At 37.1% G+C, this 20,747-nt stretch carries 15 protein-coding genes; 9 read left to right on the forward strand and 6 right to left on the reverse strand.

Features of this window, described 5'->3' with window-relative positions; translation table 11 throughout:
- The 3 genes from D5R40_RS37475 to D5R40_RS06255 all read left to right on the forward strand — a co-directional run.
- The coding region (locus tag D5R40_RS37475) for a hypothetical protein (protein WP_205127612.1) at window positions 1-281 on the forward strand (281 nt) is incomplete at its 5' end.
- 503 nt (window positions 282-784) lie between these two features.
- Entirely contained in the window at window positions 785-1,012 is a 228-nt protein-coding gene (locus D5R40_RS06250; protein WP_124144119.1) for a hypothetical protein, read from the forward strand.
- 552 nt (window positions 1,013-1,564) lie between these two features.
- Window positions 1,565-3,616 carry a potassium channel family protein gene (locus D5R40_RS06255; protein ID WP_124144120.1) on the forward strand — a complete coding sequence of 684 codons (2,052 nt, stop codon included), beginning with the start codon at window positions 1,565-1,567 and terminating at the stop codon, window positions 3,614-3,616.
- 100 nt (window positions 3,617-3,716) lie between these two features.
- On the opposite strand, the gene D5R40_RS06260 is transcribed toward D5R40_RS06255, so the two are convergent.
- On the reverse strand, window positions 3,717-3,992 hold the full coding sequence (locus D5R40_RS06260; RefSeq protein WP_205127613.1) for a hypothetical protein: 276 nt from the start codon (window positions 3,990-3,992) through the stop codon (window positions 3,717-3,719).
- A 682-nt stretch (window positions 3,993-4,674) separates the two neighbouring features.
- On the opposite strand from D5R40_RS06260, the gene D5R40_RS06265 reads away from it, so the two are divergent.
- From D5R40_RS06265 to D5R40_RS06290, 5 genes are all read left to right on the forward strand, one after another.
- A complete protein-coding gene (locus D5R40_RS06265; protein ID WP_124154374.1) occupies window positions 4,675-4,860 on the forward strand; it encodes a hypothetical protein in 186 nt (61 codons plus the stop codon).
- Between the two features lie 130 nt (window positions 4,861-4,990).
- Complete coding sequence (locus tag D5R40_RS06275; RefSeq protein ID WP_124154375.1) at window positions 4,991-5,248, forward strand: transposase family protein; 258 nt, start codon at window positions 4,991-4,993, stop codon at window positions 5,246-5,248.
- A 250-nt stretch (window positions 5,249-5,498) separates the two neighbouring features.
- Window positions 5,499-5,738, forward strand: coding sequence for a transposase family protein (locus D5R40_RS06280; protein WP_161564942.1), 240 nt, complete (start codon window positions 5,499-5,501; stop codon window positions 5,736-5,738).
- Between the two features lie 154 nt (window positions 5,739-5,892).
- Complete coding sequence (locus D5R40_RS06285) at window positions 5,893-8,217, forward strand: slr1591 family oxidoreductase (protein WP_124154377.1); 2,325 nt, start codon at window positions 5,893-5,895, stop codon at window positions 8,215-8,217.
- Window positions 8,218-8,705: 488 nt separating this feature from the next.
- Window positions 8,706-11,555 (forward strand): NACHT domain-containing protein, encoded by a 2,850-nt coding sequence (locus D5R40_RS06290; protein ID WP_124154378.1) that lies wholly within the window; start codon window positions 8,706-8,708, stop codon window positions 11,553-11,555.
- A 173-nt stretch (window positions 11,556-11,728) separates the two neighbouring features.
- Here the strand turns inward: D5R40_RS06290 and D5R40_RS06295 are convergent, their stop codons facing one another.
- The 3 genes from D5R40_RS06295 to D5R40_RS06305 all read right to left on the reverse strand — a co-directional run bounded on the left by D5R40_RS06295 (window position 11,729) and on the right by D5R40_RS06305 (window position 17,802).
- Window positions 11,729-13,987, reverse strand: a complete 2,259-nt coding sequence (locus tag D5R40_RS06295) for a WD40 repeat domain-containing protein (protein WP_124154379.1) — start codon at window positions 13,985-13,987, stop codon at window positions 11,729-11,731.
- A gap of 873 nt (window positions 13,988-14,860) precedes the next feature.
- Window positions 14,861-16,201 carry a glucose-6-phosphate dehydrogenase assembly protein OpcA gene (opcA, locus tag D5R40_RS06300; RefSeq protein WP_124154380.1) on the reverse strand — a complete coding sequence of 447 codons (1,341 nt, stop codon included), beginning with the start codon at window positions 16,199-16,201 and terminating at the stop codon, window positions 14,861-14,863.
- 974 nt (window positions 16,202-17,175) lie between these two features.
- On the reverse strand, window positions 17,176-17,802 hold the full coding sequence (locus D5R40_RS06305; RefSeq protein ID WP_124154381.1) for a TetR/AcrR family transcriptional regulator: 627 nt from the start codon (window positions 17,800-17,802) through the stop codon (window positions 17,176-17,178).
- Between the two features lie 99 nt (window positions 17,803-17,901).
- On the opposite strand from D5R40_RS06305, the gene D5R40_RS34710 reads away from it, so the two are divergent.
- Window positions 17,902-18,060, forward strand: a complete 159-nt coding sequence (locus D5R40_RS34710) for a hypothetical protein (RefSeq protein WP_161564943.1) — start codon at window positions 17,902-17,904, stop codon at window positions 18,058-18,060.
- Window positions 18,061-18,423: 363 nt separating this feature from the next.
- Here D5R40_RS34710 and D5R40_RS06310 read toward each other — a convergent pair whose 3' ends face one another.
- Window positions 18,424-18,630, reverse strand: coding sequence for a hypothetical protein (locus D5R40_RS06310; RefSeq protein WP_124154382.1), 207 nt, complete (start codon window positions 18,628-18,630; stop codon window positions 18,424-18,426).
- Between the two features lie 147 nt (window positions 18,631-18,777).
- Window positions 18,778-19,914, reverse strand: coding sequence for a saccharopine dehydrogenase family protein (locus D5R40_RS06315; protein WP_124154383.1), 1,137 nt, complete (start codon window positions 19,912-19,914; stop codon window positions 18,778-18,780).
- Window positions 19,915-20,747 lie beyond the last annotated feature (833 nt).

A 20,747-nucleotide genomic window follows, 5' to 3' on the forward strand; every position in this document is an offset into this window, starting at 1 on the left:
TGGCGTTGCTGAGTGGTAATGATTTTGAGATTAACTTTGGGCGCAAAACATCAGTTTTTCAATTTTACCTTCAGCTAATAGACATCTCCAAGAATCAAAAATCAATATCTATATCCCAAAGAAATTATCAATTCTTCCCCTCCTGGGAGGGGCGAGGGGTGGGTTCCCTACTGCCTACAGCAAAGCTGCCTACTCCCTATGGGTGGACTAGATGTCTAATTATCATTACATTTAAGCAACGCCGATATTATTTCTGTTCTTTACCAGACAAAGATGAATAAAGACTATATTTAAAGGTAGAACTTTCTGACAAGCGATCGCTCACTCTTAGTTATAGCGCTGCGCGCAGGCAACAGGCAACAGGTAACAGGCAATAGGGAACCCACCCCTCGCCCCTCCCCTTCCCAGGAGGGGAATAAAAAGCTTATAATATAAAATTTTTAGCTATTGGATAATTCCTGCAATTTGTAAATATGCCAGCGCACATTGCTATACAACATTACAGTAGTAATTGTATATACAAATTTTATCGGTGCAGTTACTAAGTTAGTTGCTATCCTTAAATCTAGCGAAAGATGGAGTTAATCATTAAAAAAAATTAAATACTTGACTAAGTTTAAATTAAAGCTATAATATTTGAGAAATAAATTTGCTTTATTGCTGATAGATAGTAAGAATAAAAATAGTATAAAATTATTCGATTCTCTTTAAATTGTTGATCTAAGTATTAAAGCAGATTTGATATATTCTAACTAAGAAAGATGACTTTTAGGAGCTGTATATAATGACAGATGTAATCATCAATCATGCTCAAAAATTTGGATTTTTTTGTAATCATGATTTACTCGGTTCTTGGCAGATAGTATCCCATCCCAGAACACCTATATGGAAACTACTCCAGCAAAAAGAAGACTGGTTGCTATTAATCTCGGATGAACCTCATCTAATTTTGTTACCAGAAGAAGTTATTGCTTTTTTAAGATGGCGTTGGTCAACCAAAAAAAATAATTAGCATCTACAAATTATTAATCAATTTATGTGTAGTGGATAATACCAATAAACATGATATAGCCACTGCCAGAGCAGTTAATGTATAGAGCGATGATGAATTTTAGAAGGGGAAAAATTTTTCCCACTGTTGCTTGTTGCCTGCTATATGAATAATTTATACCAGTTTAATAAATGTTTGCTATAAATAGCTAGAATCTTTCTAGGAGTCACCTAGTCAGAATAAATAGCTTAAATATCATTTCTTACTTTTAATATCCCTTTTTTATCTAAAGAAATATCTGACCAAAAATATTTTAATTCCTGTTATGATTAATCACATTTTTTTTTCACCCTTGGTATTATACCATTTATCAAAAATAATGGTATACTTATACAAGACTTGAATGACTAAATAATTAGCAGGATTCCATAACGTTAAGAGCAATTATTAGCCAGTGAGTGTATATTATTCTTATGTTTACTACTGTCTAGGGACTTTGCATGCAACGTCCCTACCCACCCCTCTGCTCAAGGAAACATAGAAAAGTGTTTGAAATTTGGTATTAGATACCCAATGTCCTCATCAACTCCTAACAATCAATATCACAATACAAATTCAACAACTAATACTTTATTCTCACCATCAATAGATAGGTTTTTAATATGTGGGTTAGGTAGTTTAGGACAACATTGTGTAGCTGCTCTAAAAAAGTTTGGTGTAGTTGTTAACGCCATCGATCTTATACAACCTCAACATTGGGAAGTTTCAGACTTATTTTCACAGTTGAACCAATTAATTATTGGAGATGCAAGAGAACCTAGTATTTTGACACAAGGTCAAGTTCAACAGTGTCGAGCAATACTTATTGTTACAAGTAACGAACGAATAAATTTAGCGATCGCTCTAGCAGCAAGATTAATTAATCCTCAAATTCGTCTTGTAGTCCGTTCTGCAAAAGAAAATCTCAATCAACTATTAGGTCAACAACTAGGAAATTATGTAGCATTTGAACCTACGGAATTACCTGCACCAGCTTTTGCCGTTGCTGCTTTAGATTCAGAAATTATCGGTTTTTTTTACCTAGAAAAATATCAAATAAAGATAGTCAAACGTAAAATAAAACCAGATATGCCTTGGTATAATCGTCATGTTTATCAGCTCAATAATCGTCATCGAAAAGTCATTAGTTACGCGACTAATTATACTCAATTATTATCAGAATTTTATGATTGGGATAGTGATGAATTAATTCAAGCAAACGACCGAATAATTTATATTGAAAAACCAGATTTTTTGACTACTACAAGTAATCAAAAAAAATCTCAGAAAAACCAGTTTAAATTATGGGAAAGATTTCACTCAATTTTAAAAATTCAACCAACGGATGTTAAAAATCTAGTCATTAACTATTGGAATTGGATTCACGAAAACCCAATTCGTAACTTAGTTTTTTCTAGTGCCTTAATTTTAGTAATTTTCTTATTCAGTGGTACATTACTATTTTTGCTTTACTATCCAGAGGCAACTTTAAGAGAAGCTTTTTATGGTACAGCAGTTTTATTACTAGGAGGATTTGGAGATATTTTTGGTGGTATTAAACTAGAGCAGGACTTTCCTTGGTGGCTGCAATTGTTTAGTTTGATCGTAACATTAGTAGGAATTATTTTTGTAGCTTTGTTAAATGGTTTAATTACAGAAAGATTATTAAGTACAAGATTTAAGTTTGCCAGAAAAAATCCTATTCCGACTCAAGACCATGTTGTGATAATTGGTTTAGGAAGGGTTGGTCAGCGAGTAGCTAGTTTATTACAAGGATTTAAACAGAAATTAGTAGCAATTAGTTCTACAGCAACTGAATCAGATATAACCCCTCAAATTCCTCTAGTTGTAGGTAATATAATTAAATCTCTAGAAAAAGTAAATTTAACTACTGCCAAAGGAATTATTGCTGTTACAAATGATGAAATGTTAAATCTAGAAGTAGCATTAATGGGTTACGCTGTTAATCCAAATATTCGTTTAGTAATTCGTACTTCTGAACAACGTTTTAGCAATAACTTAGCCAAACTTTTACCATATTCTACATTTATTTGTACTTCCGCTGTTGTAGCAGAAGCTTTTGCCGGAGCAGCATTTGGAGAAAATATATTAAGTTTATTTAGGATAGACCATCAAACAGTATTAGTAACTGAATATAATATTGAGCCAGGAGATACCTTAAATGGATTAATATTAGCTGAAATAGCTTATGGTTATGGAGTAGTAACAATATTATATCAAAAGCCACCAAATGAATCAAAATTAATGCCTTCAGATGATATTAGATTGACCGTAGGCGATCGCCTAATTGTTTTAGCAACAATTAATGGTTTAAAAAGAATTGAAAATGGCGAAATAAAACAACCTACTTGGCAAGTTATGATTGAATCTGCTCCATCAGAATATGCCATATTTCAAGGAGCAAATGAAATTATTGGTATTTCTGGATGTAGCATTAATCAAGCTAGAGAATTAATGAATAATTTGCCAGGAATATTACCTAAACCACTTTATAAACATCAAGCTCAAAGATTAGTTAGAACTTTGAAAAAAGCTTTTGTGAAAGCCAGATTAATCTCAGTATAGAACCAATTTGGGAGCCATTAAAAATCAGAAGATAGCTCTTATAAGTTGATATTTAACTGTAACGATTTGCAAACATTTATTTTTCAGTTCTACATCTCAATCATTTTGCTAATTGCTCATCTTGTTGGTAGTTTTCATTGTTGAGATGAACACGAAATTGACTTAACAAACTATAGACCAAAGGAGATAAAAGAATTCCCATCGCTATGACAAAAACCAAACCACTAAAGAGTGCATAGACAGAAGCAAATACTTTCGCGCTAGTAGTTGAGAGGGGACTAATTGGTCCCATACCACTAAGAATCATCGAAGCTTCTACTAGAGAATCTATCCAACTCAAACCCGCTACCCAATGATAGCCAATAATGCCCATCATAAGTCCTAGAGAGATAAAAAGTGCAGACAGGCCCATGTAGCTAAGAAACTTCCATAGAAAGAGGAAAATTGACCTTGTTCGCTCTGATGAAGTCCAAGTTTTCGGTTCTTGAATCACATTTAAACTAGAGGAACGGATGAGAAATATTATAATTACTAAAATTAATAGTCCATATATGAGCATATTTCTAAAATCCACTTCACGATTATCTTAATATATAGGGCTAAAACTAGAGAAACTGCTGTAAGCGTTCCCACCAATTTTGTAATCTTTTTATGGTAAGCTTTTTAAGCTCTTGGTTTCGAGCGTGGCATAGTCCAAAGCCTTGAGTAGCGTGAGGCTGACTACAACTAATATGCAGCGTGAGTTGTTAGAAAACCATTATAAGTAGGATAGATTTGTAGATTTGTTAATACGACAGCGCTTTCAATAATGGATAATTGATAATTGATAATTGATAATTGATGATTACCTCTCCCTAAAAGGAAGAGGATTGAATAAAAGCAAAATTAATTCATTGTTTCTCCTTTAAAGGAGAGGATTTTTACCTTAATTATTCGGTAATTGTTAATTATTAGACTTGTCGCTTTATAAGGTAAAGTATAGAGTTAGTAGGGTGTTTGAAATGGGACAATGTTAGATATCAATCGGGTGCTAAAAGAAGACCGCCTCAGTGCGGGCATTGACTGGACTAAACCGTAAGGCATTGGATGAATTATTACAAGCTTTTTGTGTCCAACTTGACTCGGAAGCGATACGGCGCTCCGCCACGCTCCGCGAACGCTCTTTTGCCAAAAATCAAGACTCCGACCTCTGGGAGGAGGAAGAAAAGCGCCATTGCTACAAGCTTCATACAAGTTATTTTTGATCTGGTTCTACTTTAAGTGCTACCCTACCTTTGATGTGCCAGGAGTGTTGTTTGACTTGCACCGCAGCAGAGCACACCGGATGGATGTTAAGACTACAGCCATTGCGCTTAGAGTGCTTTAGGGCAGAAAATGGCCTTGCCAAAACGTAAGTTACAGAGCATTGAAGAATTGATTACCAGGTTTCCATCTGCCACAGAGGTGATGATCGATGGTACAGAACGGCCAATCCAGGGTCTAAAAGACCACCAAAAGCAGAAAAATCATTACTCAGGTAAAAAAAAGTGCCATAGGAGTCAACATCTGGTCATGACTGACCTTGATCAAAGAGTCCTCGTCCGCTCGAAAGCAAGAGAGGGAAAAGTTGATGGGCATTCGGCAGTTATATAGAATCCGGGTAATTAGTTATCGTATCGCTCTAGGAGTCAGGAGTCAGTCCTCAGGAGTCAGGAGAAAGAAAAGATTGAAATAGCATGAATTTTTAAATTTGTATTCAGTAGAACATCTGTATTAAGAGAAAGTAATTTTGCAATTACTGTATAACCGGATTCTATATTAGATGAAGAAAAATTGGTAGATTTTGTACCTGATGAAGTGAAAATTCATGTAGATTTGGGTTTCCAGGGATGACAGAAGGAATTTGTCAACATCAATCCGACCCACGAAAAAACCTCGATCTCAGGAATTAACTGACCAACAAAAACATCTCAATCAAGAAAAAAGTAGCGACCGCGTCAAAAGTGAACAGACAATATCTGGCGTAAAGAGATATAATGCAGCGAGAGGATTGTATCGAAATCACATTAAAGATGCGCGACGATCGCTTCATGTTCACTGCGGTTGGACTCTGGAATTTCTACTTAATGGCAGGATAATTTAATGATTGAAAGCCAGAATTTTCCCATTTCACTTTAAGGTTTTATTTCGCGACAAGTCTAATATACCTATTTAGATTGTTTTTCCTTTTTTTCTGATTTGTTTATTACTTCTTCCTTCTTCCTTACTGATACTATAACTAAATATTATTAATAACAATGAAATCATCCATAGCAACAGAAACAGACCTTGTACTAATAGGGGGCGGTCATAGCCACGTGATCGCCATTAAAAATTTTGCGATGAACCCCATGCCAGGAGTAAGATTAACCCTAATTACAGATGTATATCATACTCCCTATTCTGGGATGCTACCTGGATATGTGGCAGGTTTATATACCTTCGACCAATGTCATATTGACCTGCATCCCCTCGCAAAATTTGCCGGAGCTAGGATATTTGTAGACCGCGCCATTGGTCTAAACCTGGAAAAAAATCAGGTAATTTGTGCTAACCGTCCACCCGTAACTTTTGATGTACTATCCATCGATATTGGCAGTACTCCCGCTAGCTTAACTGTACCGGGAGCAAGAGAATATAGTATTCCTGTCAAACCCATATCAAAATTTCTCACCTATTGGCATCAGATAACAGCAACAGTTGCTCAGTTACCAGAACAAAAAATCTGTATCGGAATAGTTGGAGGTGGTGTCGGGGGTGTGGAGTTAGCATTTGCTGTACAAAGTCATCTCCACAACATTTATCAGAATGCTAGACAACCGACTAATAACCTGGAGTTGCATCTGTTTCATCGAGGTACAAGACTATTACCCGGACGCCATCGTTGGGTGGGAAAGCAAGTTGAGAAAATTCTGAAAAGTCGCGGTGTGGTATTGCATTTAGAAGAAAATGTGACTGGGGTGAAGAGTAAGGATGGGCAAGACAGTGATTTTGCCACGGATGCACGGATGAGTGAGCGGAAAATTCTAGACTTTGCACCCAAAATTATTGAGTGTAATTCGGGATTACAAATAGAATGCGATATCCTATTTTGGGTAACTCAAGCATCTGCTGCACCTTGGTTACAAACAGCGGGGTTAGCAACAGACGCCAGTGGCTTTATTTTAGTCAATGACAAACTACAGTCAATTTCTCATCCGCAAGTGTTTGCTGCTGGAGATGTGGCAACAATGGTTAACCATTCACGGCCAAAAGCTGGAGTTTTTGCAGTACGACAAGGAAAACCCTTATTGGAAAATTTACAACGCGCTCTCCAGAGAAAACCTCTGAAGTCATTTATACCTCAGAAAAAATTCCTGATTTTAATTGGCACTGGAGACCAACGAGCGATCGCTTCTCGTGGCCAAATTGGATTTGGTCCTGAGTCTTTACTCTGGCGTTGGAAAGACCACATTGACCGCAAATTTATGGATAAGTTTACTAACCTGAAGATGGAAGGTAGAAGTTATCCCTCCTCTGGGAAAGGGAAGAGTAGAAAGAGGAAAGATTCCGAAATTATGCACTGTGCTGGTTGTGGAGCAAAAGTAGGTAGTAAGGTTTTGGAGAAAGTACTGCACCGTATTCAACAGCAAATACAGAGGGATGATATTTTGATTGGTATGAATACTCCTGATGATGCTGCAGTAGTTAGGGTGCCAACAGATAAGGTGATGGTGCAGACTATTGATTATTTTCCGGCATTGGTAGATGACCCCTATTTATTGGGAAAGATTGCGACTAATCATTGTTTGAGCGATTTATTTGCCATGGGAGCAACACCTCAAAGTGCTTTGGCGATCGCTACTATTCCTTATGCTTCATCTACTAAACAAGAGGATGATTTATATCAATTGTTATTAGGAGCAACGGAAATTCTTAATCAAGCAGGTGCTGTTTTGATGGGGGGTCATACAACTGAGGGAGCAGAATTAGCTTTTGGTCTTACCTGCAATGGTTTAGCATTTTCGGAGAAACTATTGTACAACAGTGGGATGCAGTCGGGAGATGTGTTGATCTTGACGAAAGCGTTGGGTACGGGAGTGTTATTTGCTGCGGATATGCGTCTACGAGCAAAGGGACGTTGGATTGAAAGTGCGATAAAATCAATGTTGGTTTCAAATCAGAATGCTGCCAAATTGTTATTGGAATACGGTGCGACTGCTTGTACGGATGTGACGGGATTTGGATTAGTAGGACATTTGCTGGAAATGGTGAAAGCTTCTCAAGTTGCTGTGGAATTGGAAATGGAGGCGATTTCTGTGTTGCCTGGAGTGGCAGAAATTTTGCAGCAAGGTATTTTTAGTTCGCTGTATCCGGAAAATCTGCGGATGTCTGCATCAATTCAAAATTCGGAGCAGGTAAGTACCCATGTTCTTTATCCATTGTTGTTTGATCCACAGACTTCTGGTGGATTGCTTGCTACTGTACCTGCGGAGTCAGCAAGTGCTTGTTTGCAGGCGTTACAGCAGGAATATTCTGAAAGTAGAATTATTGGCAGAGTAGTAATGTTGGATACGGGAGTACTGCCAATAAGAATTTGTTAGTAAGGGAGTGAGGGAGTAGGGGAGTGGGGGAGTAGGGAAGTGTGGGAAGTGTGGGAGGCAAGTAAACATACAATAGTAGGGGCGAGTTCCGCCTTAAGTTAATGGTGTCACCCACGACTGGGTAAACTCGCCCCCACCTCAATAATCTAATGCATAAAATTAGATGTGTCAGTCCACTACTGGACTACAATTTTTGGCGTTGCTGAATTGAAGTATGAATGCGCGATTGTTTGGTTCTAGTCAAGCCCCCTAAATCCCCCGTTCAACAAAAAGCGCAGCAACATCTGGCTTCCCCCTTTCCAAGGGGGACGGGAGGGGGATCACGAGGGACTTTTAGAGTTTTATTCCCCCCAAAATTGGGGGGTTAGGGGGGCAAAATCAGACCCATAATCAGCAACGCCCAATTTTTTTAACATCGGGAATTTACAGAAATCAAACTGTAGATATCCAAATATATTGAGCAAAAATTAAAGGAGGAAATATTAACTATGGCAAGTAAACTCTGGCGGAATATTTGGCAATTTCTCAACACAGAAATAGAATTGAATTTATCTGAAACTGTTAAAGGTGGAGTTGAGTCTGGTAAGGCGGTTTTGGAAATAGCAAAAGCTCTACAAGAAAATAAGGATGCTAAAGAGTTAAAACCTTTTATTGAAAATATTGATTCTGTTTTGGATGTACTAAATTCTCCCCTGGGAAAAGTTGTTGGAGCAGGTTTACCTTTTTTGCCTATTGCAACTGGAATTATTACTTTTATTATTGAAAAAACTCGTCAGGAGCCTACTTTAGAAGATGAAGTACAATTGGTGGCTCAGGTGGCTTATTTAGAAAGTTTACGAAGATTTTTAATAGACCATCCTGAAATATCGGAAAAGCTGACAGAAACTGAGGCATCGGAAGCGGTACAAAAACAGATTAAAAATTTGGATGAAGAAATAGATTTTAATGACCGAGATGCTAGGGATACTTTAATTTGTTTCTATGATTCGCCTTTGAGGGAAAAGTTTGATGAAATTTTGGTGAAACGTCTACAAGAATCTGGTTTAGATGAAAATACTGCAAAAATAGTCGCTGAAAGAATCTCTCGCAGTACCCACCGTTATCTGAAAGAAGCAGTGGCAGTGGTGAAAGACAATGCTAAAAAATTAGCCGGAATTTATGGAGATGGTTGGCAGAAAGATTTGGAAATTTATGGCAGTATCGATAAATATTTAGAGAAGAATATTGCTACTAAACCAGACGAACAAGTATTTGATGAAAAATTCACTTTTCGACAAATTTATGTACCACTTGAAGTAAAAACTGTTAACTCTAATGGAGAAATTGAACAAACAGCAACACCTCAGAATATTGAGGAGTGGGCAAAAACAATTTTGTTGGATGAAAAGAAACGCAAACAGGTGTTATTTATTCAAGCAGGACCGGGAAGAGGAAAAAGTGTATTTTGCCGAATGTTTGCCGACTGGGTGCGCCAGGAATTACATCCTATATATACACCTATTTTGATTCGGTTGCGGGATGTGAGAAATTTTGCAGCAAATATTGATGAGACTTTAGCTGATGCAGTAGGTTGGGATTTTGTTAAGACTGATAGTGGTTGGTTGACAGACCACAATACTCGATTTCTGTTTTTGCTGGATGGGTTTGATGAATTGTTGTTGGAGCGTGGTGCAAGTAATGAGTTGAAAGTATTTTTAGACCAGGTGGAACAGTTTCAGAAACAGGCCGCAGAAAATAACGAGCGCGGTCATCGGGTTTTAATTACAGGTAGACCGTTGGCGCTTTATGGAATTGAAAGGTTGATGCCACCAAATTTAGAGCGGGTGAGTATTTTGCCGATGGATGACGAAATTCAGCAACGGTGGTTTGACAAGTGGCAGACTATTGTTGCGGAGGAGGAAACAAAAAAATTTCGGGAATTTTTGCAGAGTGAGGAATGTCCGGAGCAGGTTCAGGAATTGGCGCGGGAACCACTTTTGTTGTATTTGCTTGCTGCAATGCACCGGGATAAGCAGTTAAAAGTAGAGATGTTTGCTAATGCTGATGTTGGTGGGGCGAAAGTCTCGGTCTATGAGCAAGCGTTGAAGTGGGTGCTGGAGAAGCAGCGAGTAGAAGATGGCAGAAATCTTAATCCTGAAATTACGAAGTTGGAGCCAGAAGATTTAGAAATTTTGTTGGCAGAAGCAGGGTTGTGTGTGGTGCAGTCTGGTGGAGAATATGCTGCAATAAAAATGATTGAAGACCGACTGGTGAAACAGGGATATAAAGATTTGCAAGATTTAATTGAGAATGCTCGGCAAAATAAGCGAGAGGATGGATTGAAAAATGCTTTAGCTGCTTTTTATTTGAAATCAGCAGCAGCGGCAGAAAATTCGGTGGAGTTTTTTCATAAGAGTTTTGGTGAGTTTCTCTGTGCAAAGCGGATGGCAGAAAGTCTGAAATATTTAACGGAGAAAACTGAGAAACGACGTAAAATTACTTATTCTGTATCTGATGAAGAGTTGGAATGGCAGGTTTACGATCTGTTTGGTTATGGGAGTTTGACAGCGGAAGTTGTGGAATATTTGATGGCGTTGTTGGTGAAAAGTCAGGTTGAGTTGGTGGTGTTGTTTGAGCGGTTGCATGGGTTTTATCTAGACTGGAGTGATGGGAAGTTTATTGAGGAGAGGGAGGAAGTTTTACCTCAGAAAAAGACGAGGCAGTTGTGGCAGTGGGGTATTGAGTCTGGGCAACGTCGGGTGGATATTTATACGGGGTTGAATGTGATGATTTTGTTGTTTGAGTTGCATCGTTATGGGCAGTCTCAGGAGGAGTTGCGAGAGCAGTTGCATTTTTATCCTTGTGGTAAACGTGGTAGTGAAGATTTTGAGGAAACAAGACTATTGGGGATTATTGGTTATAGTCAATGTCTTGGGAAGAATGCTTTTGTGGAAATAGTAGGTAACTTTCTCAGATATGCCGACCTTAGTTATGCTGACCTTAGTTATGCTGACTTTGAGAATGCCGACCTTGAGAATGCCGACCTTAGTTATGCTGACCTTAGTTATAGCGATTTTTTTGATGCCAAATTCAAAGGTGCCAACCTCAGACATGCCGACATCGGTTATGCCAGCCTTAGAGGTGCTGACCTTAGTAATGCCGATCTCAGTGGTGCCGACTCCTTTCTTACCGACCTCAGAGGTGCTGACCTCAATAATATCACATGGGATAATCAAACCAACTGGTCAAATACTATCGGTTTAGATGAAGCAAGAGAAGTTCCAGAAGACCTACAACAAAATCCAGAATTTGCCGCAGCAGTTGCTCAGTCGGAAGCAGCAAGTCAACAACAACAGTAAATTTTAAAGTAGTGCAATCAATGTAGGTTGGGTTGAGGGACGAAACCCAACATTAGACGAAACCCAACAGTAGTAAGATTTTGTTGGGTTTCACTGCCGTTCAACCCAACCTACATTTTTAGCAATATTTTTCCTTCTTCCCTCTTCCTTCTTCCCTCTTCCCTCTTCCTTCATTAACCTTCTAAATATAAAAAATGTAATCTCCCAAAATAATCACCAGCAACAATAGTTCTCCCATCCGGTGCAACTGCGCAACGTTTGAATCCACTACTTCCGATAAAAGTAGCGATCGCCTTCTTAGCTTTTAAATCCCACAATTTCAAAGTATTATCTTCCGAAGCAGAGATAGCTCGACCATTTGCTAATCCTACAACATCTAATACAATTGCTTCATGACCTCTAAACACACCAACTTTATCCCCTGTTTCCAAATTCCAAACTCTCACATCATGATCATAAGAACCTGAAATAACATACTTACCATCGGGAGTCACTGCAACAGAATTAACGAAGTCATCATGACCAGTCAAAACCAAAACTCTTTCTTCTGTTTCTAAATCCCAAACCATAACATTTGTATCGTGAGCACCTGAAATAACATACTTACCATCAGGACTTATTGCTATACAAGATACCTCCTCTTCATGACCTCCTAAATAGCCAACTTCTTGCTTTAATTCTAAATCCCAAATCTTCATTCCACGGTGTTCCCAATATCCAGAAATAAGAGCTTCACCTTCTGGAGTTACTACCATGAAATTGCCTAAATGTAAAGGGGATAAAAAACAAAATGTTTCTTGTTGAGTTCTGGGATTACGACATTTCATTTTTCTGATTTCAGTACTAGGTTCTGAACTACTAAAACCAATAAATATCTGTTTACTATCTGGAGTAATTGCAAAACAATGTACTACTCTAAAGCCTTCTATTTCTATAGTACAAACTTCAGAAAAATTTGTTAAATCCCAGACTTTTAATTTAAAGTCACAAGCAGCAGAAATTGCCCATTTACCATTAGGAGCAATAGCAACAGCATTAATCTCTTCTATATGACCAATAGGAGTATAATTTACCCGATTATTTTCCCAAACTTTTGTTAAATCCCAAACTTTTATACTGGGGTCAGAACCACAAGAAATTGCTAGTTTACCATCCCTTGTAATGACAATATCATTTACATAACGACGATGGTCTCTAAAAGTAGCAATTTCTTTTCCTGTTTCTAAATCCCAAACTTTAATTGTTGAATCACCGGATGCAGAAACTAAGTGTTTACCATCAGGAGTTACTGCTACAGATTCAACCACACTATCATGACCAGATAATTGAAATATTTGTTCTCCTGTTTTTATATCCCAAACATAAATCCAACCGAAAAGGAAATCCCATTCTCCATCAAGGTCGTACCCAATAATTCGTTTTCCATCTGGCGTAACAGCAGCTCCTTCAACTTCTGCAGTATGACCTTTAAGTGTCTTAATTAATTTCCTTGTTTTTCGACTCCAAACTTTGATAGTTTTATCAAAGGAAGCTGAAATTATTTTTTTTCCATCCTGTGTAATTGTGACAGATTTTACTTCTGCTTTATGAGCTTTAATAGAGTGAAGAAGTTCCCCTGTTTCTAGATTCCAGATTTTAATAGTACCATCATCAGAACTAGAAATAAATTCTTTTTCGTCTGGTGTAATAACTACTGAAGTTACTGGTGCATCATGTCTATTTAGGGTAATTATTGGTTTTTTTTCGATTAAATCCCAAATTTTTATTGTTTCATCTGCTGAGGCTGAAATAAGTAGTTTTCCATCAGATGTTACTGCTAATGATGTGACTTCTTTTTTATGACCAGTGAGAGTAAATATTTCTTTTCCTGTTTCCAGATTCCAAACTTTAATTTGATTATCTCTAGCACCGGAAATTATGTATTGATTATCCGTTGTAACTACTACAGCATTGATAACTGCGGTATGACCTTTGATAGTACGAATTAATTCTGTATCGGGGGGTGGGAAAGTAGGAACTAAAGGACGCAACCAAGCAGTTCTTCTACTTTTTTTTGCCCGATCTAATAAGTTTTGAATATCTGGATTTTCAATACCAACTAAACGACTCCAAAGTTGTTCTATTAGTTGTTTTTTATCTTGTTTTATAATATCTTCTGAGAGACGAAATACTCCTTGAATTAATCTCAAAGTCTCTATTTGTTGAGCAGTTATATCTGAGGGTTTTGAAGGGTGTAATACTGAGTTATAATCTTCTATTAATACCTGTAGGTCATCAACAGCAATTTTAGCCTTAATAAAATCAAAATCTATTAAATATTGATATAACTGTTGAAAATTTCCAGCTTCTAATAACTCCCCAACTTTCATTTGAACAGCAGTTTTTTTGTCTTGAGCAGGAATACTTTTCAACCAGTTACGGACTTCACTCATTCATTACACTCCTCTAGAAAAGTTATCAGTTATCAGTTATCAGTTACAGCGTTTCCCGTTGTTATGAGGTACAAAATTTTAGGTTTGAGGGAACAGGGAACAGCGGTGCGACCCCGCGTCGGCGTCAGACGCAAGCGGTCAGACCCCGCGACGACGCCAGCTCGCTTGCGGAATGCTGACCAAGAGAGGGAACGCGCACCAAGAGAGGGAACAGGGAACAGAAAAGAATAAAAACAACTGTACCTCATAGCTTCGGAAACTGCTATATCAGTTATCAGTCAAAATTAAAAAATCAGGCGTTGGTGAATTTAGCTATGATTTTCGTCCTTAGGGGGTAGGAAATAGGTAGGGACGTTGTATGCAACGTCCCTACAGATTAGTTTGCTCCTTCCTTTTAAACAAATTTCCTCCTCATCTCCTATTACCGAATAATTAAGGTTTAAAACCTCTCCTTTAAAGGAGAAAAAAGCGGTCGTTTTGCTAGCGCACAACTCCGTTAACGCTGCGCGACATGTTTGCGTTTGCGCAGCATCCTGTAGGGAAGCATTCCGTAGGAAAAAGCGGAGCTTCCCGTAGGGTGGGATGGATGGGTTTCCTAACCATATCCAATCGACCAAGAGAAGAAAAAATTATCCTTTTAGTCAATCCTCTCCTTGAAAAGAAGAGGTAATTATTAATTATTAATTATTAATTATTAATTATTCATTATTCATTATTAATTGTTGAACCATTACCCATTACCTATTTTCCGTTTAACAGCTTTGAGCATATCTGGGTTGAAACCCCCGGTTTATAGAAACCGGAAGGTGCGCGGAGGGGTTGAAATCTCCTTTAAAAATTTACTCCTGACTCCTGACTCCTGACTCCTGACTCCTATTTTCCGTTTAACTTCAGTATCTGTGCTGTCATTTCTAAACTTTCCTCATATAAAACATCCCTTCCCCAACGTTGTAACTGTTGCGCCATCAAAGCTTCTGCCTTCTGATCAGTTAATGCTGTTACCTGCTCCGTCAGACAAGACTGCGCCTTACCGCCAGATTCCAAACGCATACAACCAGTAGTTTCAGAACACAAAATTGTACAACAATTAATATCAGCATTAGGATTAGTCGAACCCAAACGCACACCGACTAAATCTCCAGGAATCTCACCAAAGTCAGCAGTAGGAATAGCTGCTAATTCGGCAACAATTTCTTGATTATTTTGCCCATGAAATTTTATATGAGTAAGATCATAGTCACCACCCACTTCTGCATAAGAAACTGGTTTCCAATCAAGACGACTAGCAAACCAACCTAAAAACATTAGTGCTTGAGCAGCATTTCCTTTTTCATAGTCAAGTGTAATAGTATCAACTTCCCATAAAGCTGCTCTTCGTTGGGGAGGGTCAAAAGTAGCAGCAGTTAACTCTTGCCAAGCTGAAAGACGGTGCCAGTTGAGATCGGCAATATAGGTTTCATTATCAATCAACTCCTGCATCTTTAAAAACTCTGATTCTGGATCGGAAAAGTAACAGGAATCCATAATTATGCAATTACTGCTCTCACACAAACTCTGAAATAGTTCCTGGTCTGTGTTGGGAGTTGCTTTCCACCATACAAATTTAGGTAGATCGGGAATCATTAATGATGTTACCGTTTCACCTACCCTTTCCATTGCTGATTTTGTTCCCCGTAGGGTTACATATTCACTACAAACTAGATTTGAGGTGCTTTTCTTCTGAATTGGGCAGTAGGCAGATACTTGAGCTGTTACCCCTGTATCTTCTTCCCCAATATTTGGGCACAGAGTAACTATACGACAGGGGTTTTGAGCTGCGATCGCGTCTGCTAGACTAAATCCTCTAACATTAATGTTTGCGATTTGTTGTCGGTCTTCTGGTTGTTTGGCAAATTCCTCGCGCAATTTGGCTAGGGTGTTGGGGTCTACTCTACCCGTGATTGGCAGTTGATATGTCTTTTGTGCATTTCTAATTCCATCCCTGGTTTGTGGCCCATGAATCCCATCAATGGGGCCTTCATAGAATCCTAATCCCCCTAGCAATTGTTGAAATTCTTCTGGTTCGTAAATTACCATGCTAAAGGTAGCAGCTCTGGTAGCAATGGGTGCTGCTTTTCCTCCATTTTGACTAAGCCAAATTTTACTTAATTCTTCTTCTATTTCTCCTAGAGAAATATCTTTTGGTTGTTGTAAGGCAACAATGGGTGTAGTCATTTTTTTGCTTGTCCTTAGTATAGTATTAGTTTTTCTTGATTTAATCGTTGATGCTAACTAGACTTGGTAATCTTGTCCTGATTTTAGCGCTTGTCCTTAGTCTTCGAGACTGATTTGAGTATTTATGCCATACTTTCTTGACTAACTATTACTAAGTAGATTTTTGATATATAGAGTAGCGTAAATTGGCAAGTTATACCTAGTTACTAATTATAAATTATTTTCTATTGTCCAGTGATTTAAACTTTTTTTAATAAATTTTACCCCTAAATTTTTAATAACTAATCATATATGTTGATTTTCAATAGTGTTTAAATATCTCTCAATCTATAGCAATATGATTTTAGTTGTGAGATATTGGAGACTTTTGTTCTAGGGAATAGGGAATAGGGAATAGGGAAGAAACGAATACATAAGAATAAGAAAACTGCTATAGCAATATGATTTAAAGGAACACCTCAATTCTCACATCTGATTCCTGATTGCTATAGTTAATAATTATTACTCTGATTTTGATTTAATTTGATTTAAGTTACTTTTCCTCAAACCTAACACCTTATTCTGTATCCTCAACTACACTCCCCAATTTTTTGATTTTTGGTTACCGAATAATTAAGGTTTAAAACCTCTCCTTTAAAGGAGAACCAAGAAAAAATTTTCCTTTGAGTCAATCCTATTCGCTTTCAAGGAGAGGAGAGTTCATTAATTGATAATTGATAATGGATAATTGATAATGGATAATTGATAATTACCTCTGGTTAAAACCGTTACATAATTGAATATAAGGAAATATTATTTCTTCTCTTGGTCGATTGGATATGGCGAGGAGACCTCGCCATCCCATCCTACGGAATGCTCCGCAAACGACCGCTTTTTTTTCCTTAAAAGGGGAGGCTTTAAACCCGAATCATTTAATTATTAATTATTAATTATTAATTATTAATTGTTGAATAACCTAACACCTAAAACCTTCTTCAAATCGTTTTGTTTTTGATTTTAATAGAAATTAAACCTACTAAATTATCAATATAACGCCCAGCTTCCATTGGCATTACTTCCATACCATGGAGTACTTTTTGATTCAGAATAAAGTATACTAAAGAGCCAACAAAAATTCTAGCAGTTGCTTCTGGATCGTCAAGGTTTAATTCTTGATGTTCTTGCAAATATTTTGTCAGAATTTCCACTGCTGGTTTTGCTATTTGAGTTAAAAATAACTTGGATAAATCTGGATATTTTCCTGACTCAGCAATAATTAATCTGACAAATTCTAAATATTCAGTATCGTTGATGTTTTCTGTGAGTAATCTATCAGCTAAATTGCGCAATACTTGTTCCGGTTCTCCTTCAAGTGGTTGTGACCAGACAAAATTAAATTTCTTGGTAGCTATTCGCTTGACTAAAGCTGTGAATAATCCTTCTTTATCTGTGAAATGACTATATAGTGTCTGTTTAGATACCCCTGCTGCTTTAGCTACTTTGTCCATACTGGTACAAGCATAACCATTCTTCAGAAATTCTGGTATTGCTCCTCTTAATATTTGTTCTGCTTTACAGACAGCACCCTGGCCTTGTTTTTTCAACCTCTTGATTTTGGTCATTAGCTTTTTTTCTTTCTGAGTTGACATTATCAAACTTGTAGTTATATATTGTAATTATAATCAAACTATACGGTCTAGTCTAAGTATAGAATTAGTAATATGAGTATAATTTGTATCTCCATATTGGCAACCACAATCATCTTGTCTGACACAATTATTAACGGTAAGCTACAAGTCTCAAAGCGGTTATTCAACTGGATAGAAAAAGTTAGCGATCGCTCTCACAAAGAAGGAAATTTTACTGCTAAGTCAGAATAATTTTGCTAGTAGTATTTGAGTATCAAAATTTTCACTACTAATGGCTAATATTAGTCAGGACTTACACAAATTGACTGTTAAACCACTATCTGTAGGGGCGAATGGCATTCGCCCTCATTGGATTTAGTGTCTGTGCGTAAGTCCTGATTAGTAAAGGAAGATTAATTAGCCATTAGTATGTTTATTGGAAAAAACTTCCCAAAGAGTTTTCTAAAGGTAAAATACAGATATACAATGTCAAGATGAAAAAATTATGTTTGAAAATTCTTCCATAATTAGTACATCTCCTGAAATTATGGGAGGCACTCTTTCAGTTATCAGTTATCAGTTATCAGTTATCAGTTGTCAACATGGAGTATAAGATTATAAACTAAGGAGTTGTCTTGCCTTATTTTTATAATCTTCTGGACATTTATCTAACAATTTTTGCTTAATACGATCGCTAAGATTTTTTACCTCAACCCACTCTTCGTTATTCAATGACCATTGGTTTCGATCATAAAACCTTTTAACTTGTCCGTCTTCATAAAGAGTATAGTCATCATCAAGCATTGAGTTTCCTAGGTACACAGTGCAAATTTCTTTGATTTCTGACATAAATTTCATCTTTGAGCTTAGTAAATTATGCGAGGAAGTCTTACTTTTTTAAACATTATGGAGAATTATACACTTATTTAAAGTAATAAAACCCTCAACATTAATTATACCGAAATAGCCCTAACTTTTCAGTTGATAAACCACAGATTTCTTACCACATATTTTCACAAAACCACGATTCTTCATTACTTGTTCAAATAATTCAGTAGACAAACTATTTTCCACAGACCAAACACCTGGTTTATTCAACTTTCCAGACAATATTAATTCGGCAATACCACCAGCACCAATGCCCGTAACAGTTGCAGTATCTTTATGTATAATTGACGAGCAAAAATTAGCTTTTTTCCCTGACTTTTTACCAATAACTTTCGCTTGAATTGCTACACCAGTACCACTATATTTATCTGTAACTTGAGTCATTTTATAACTAACTTGAGATAAAAATTCTACTACCCCTGAATTCTTTAACCAACTAACAGGAAATAAATGAGCAGTCATCCAAGTCAGATGATTATAAAAGTCTGGAAAAGAACCAAACTTTGTAGTTACAGTTTTCACGGGAAAAGAGGTCGGCAAAGTCAAACATTCTGGCAGATCAAACCAGTAAACTCCAATTTTTCCGTAGGGTTTGGGGAAATCAATAATTTGGCGATCGCTATAAGGTTTAACAAATTCCCACTTGTTATTTTTCCACACCTCAAAATGATTTTGTAAACCTAAAAAAGTAGTCCGCATAACTGTTACTCCCGCTCCACCGGAACCACCTACGACATAACTTAAATGAATTTCTTCTGGTTCATCAAATTGTTCTACTGATTGACGAGCCAAACTATTAGAAATTCCTGGAAAAATACCTGTATTAATAATTGCTGTAACTCTAGCTTGTTTGGCAGCTTCAGAATATTCTAAAGCTTTAGAAGTAAAACCTCGATAGTCACTAACATCAACATAATTAACACCTACTTCAATGCAAGTTTTCAGAACATTAGTATCGCGATGATGAAATGGACCTGCACAATGAATAACTAAATTTTCAGAAGATTTACTATAAGAATGAATAATATTTTTGACTCTTTCTTTATCTGTTAAATCTAGAGCTAAATATTTAACTCCAGGAATAGGAATTTCTTTGATATTTGCCTCTGGTTTACGTCCGGTAATAGTAATTTCTGAGTTTGTATAAGTAGCTAAATCTCTGGCAACACTACTGCCAATTCTGCCATATCCACCGATGATTAAAACTTGGTTTTTCATTTCGGTTATCAGTTATTAGTTAATAATACCTCTAGCTGTTTGCGTAGCATTCCATAGGAAAGCCAGAAGTGAGTTTTTCTAAATCAGACTTGCTATGAAGCCTGATTTTTTATTCATAATTAATATTAAATTATAAGAAACATCAAGACGTACATTAGAGGATATCTGAAAAGTTGTTTAATACTGAATTTTACCCCCAAACGCCCCCAATTATGGGGGGAACAAGAATCCATTAGCTGGTAAAAGTTCCCCAATTTTGGGGGATGCGCGGGGGCTATGAAGCCTGATTTTTTATTCATAATTAATATTAAATTATAAGAAACATCAAGACGTACATTAGAGGATATCTGAAAAGTTGTTTAATACTGAATTTTACCCCCAAACGCCCCCAATTATGGGGGGAACAAGAATCCATTAGCTGGTAAAAGTTCCCCAATTTTGGGGGATGCGCGGGGGCTATGAAGCCTGATTTTTTATTCATAATTAATATTAAATTATAAGAAACATCAAGACGTACATTAGAGGATATCTGAAAAGTTGTTTAATACTGAATTTTGCCCCCCTAGTACCCCAATTATGGGGGGAACAAGAATCCATTAGCTGGTATAAAGTCCCCCAAAATTGGGGGATGCGCGGGGGCGCGTGATGTAGCAAATGAGACTTCTCAGACAACCTCTTAAAAAGTGCGAATTTTGTTTCCTTCCCTACTTCCTTTTATTCCTATTATTAAAGATGGCAGGGAAAAGGAAGCAGTAACAATAAATTTTGCTTTCTTTGCCCACTCTAAGATTATTAAATACCTTTCACAGGGATTGATAATAGCCGCCTAAAAC

Origin of the sequence: Okeania hirsuta, from assembly GCF_003838195.1 — a bacterium.
GTDB classification, from domain to species: domain Bacteria; phylum Cyanobacteriota; class Cyanobacteriia; order Cyanobacteriales; family Microcoleaceae; genus Okeania; species Okeania hirsuta.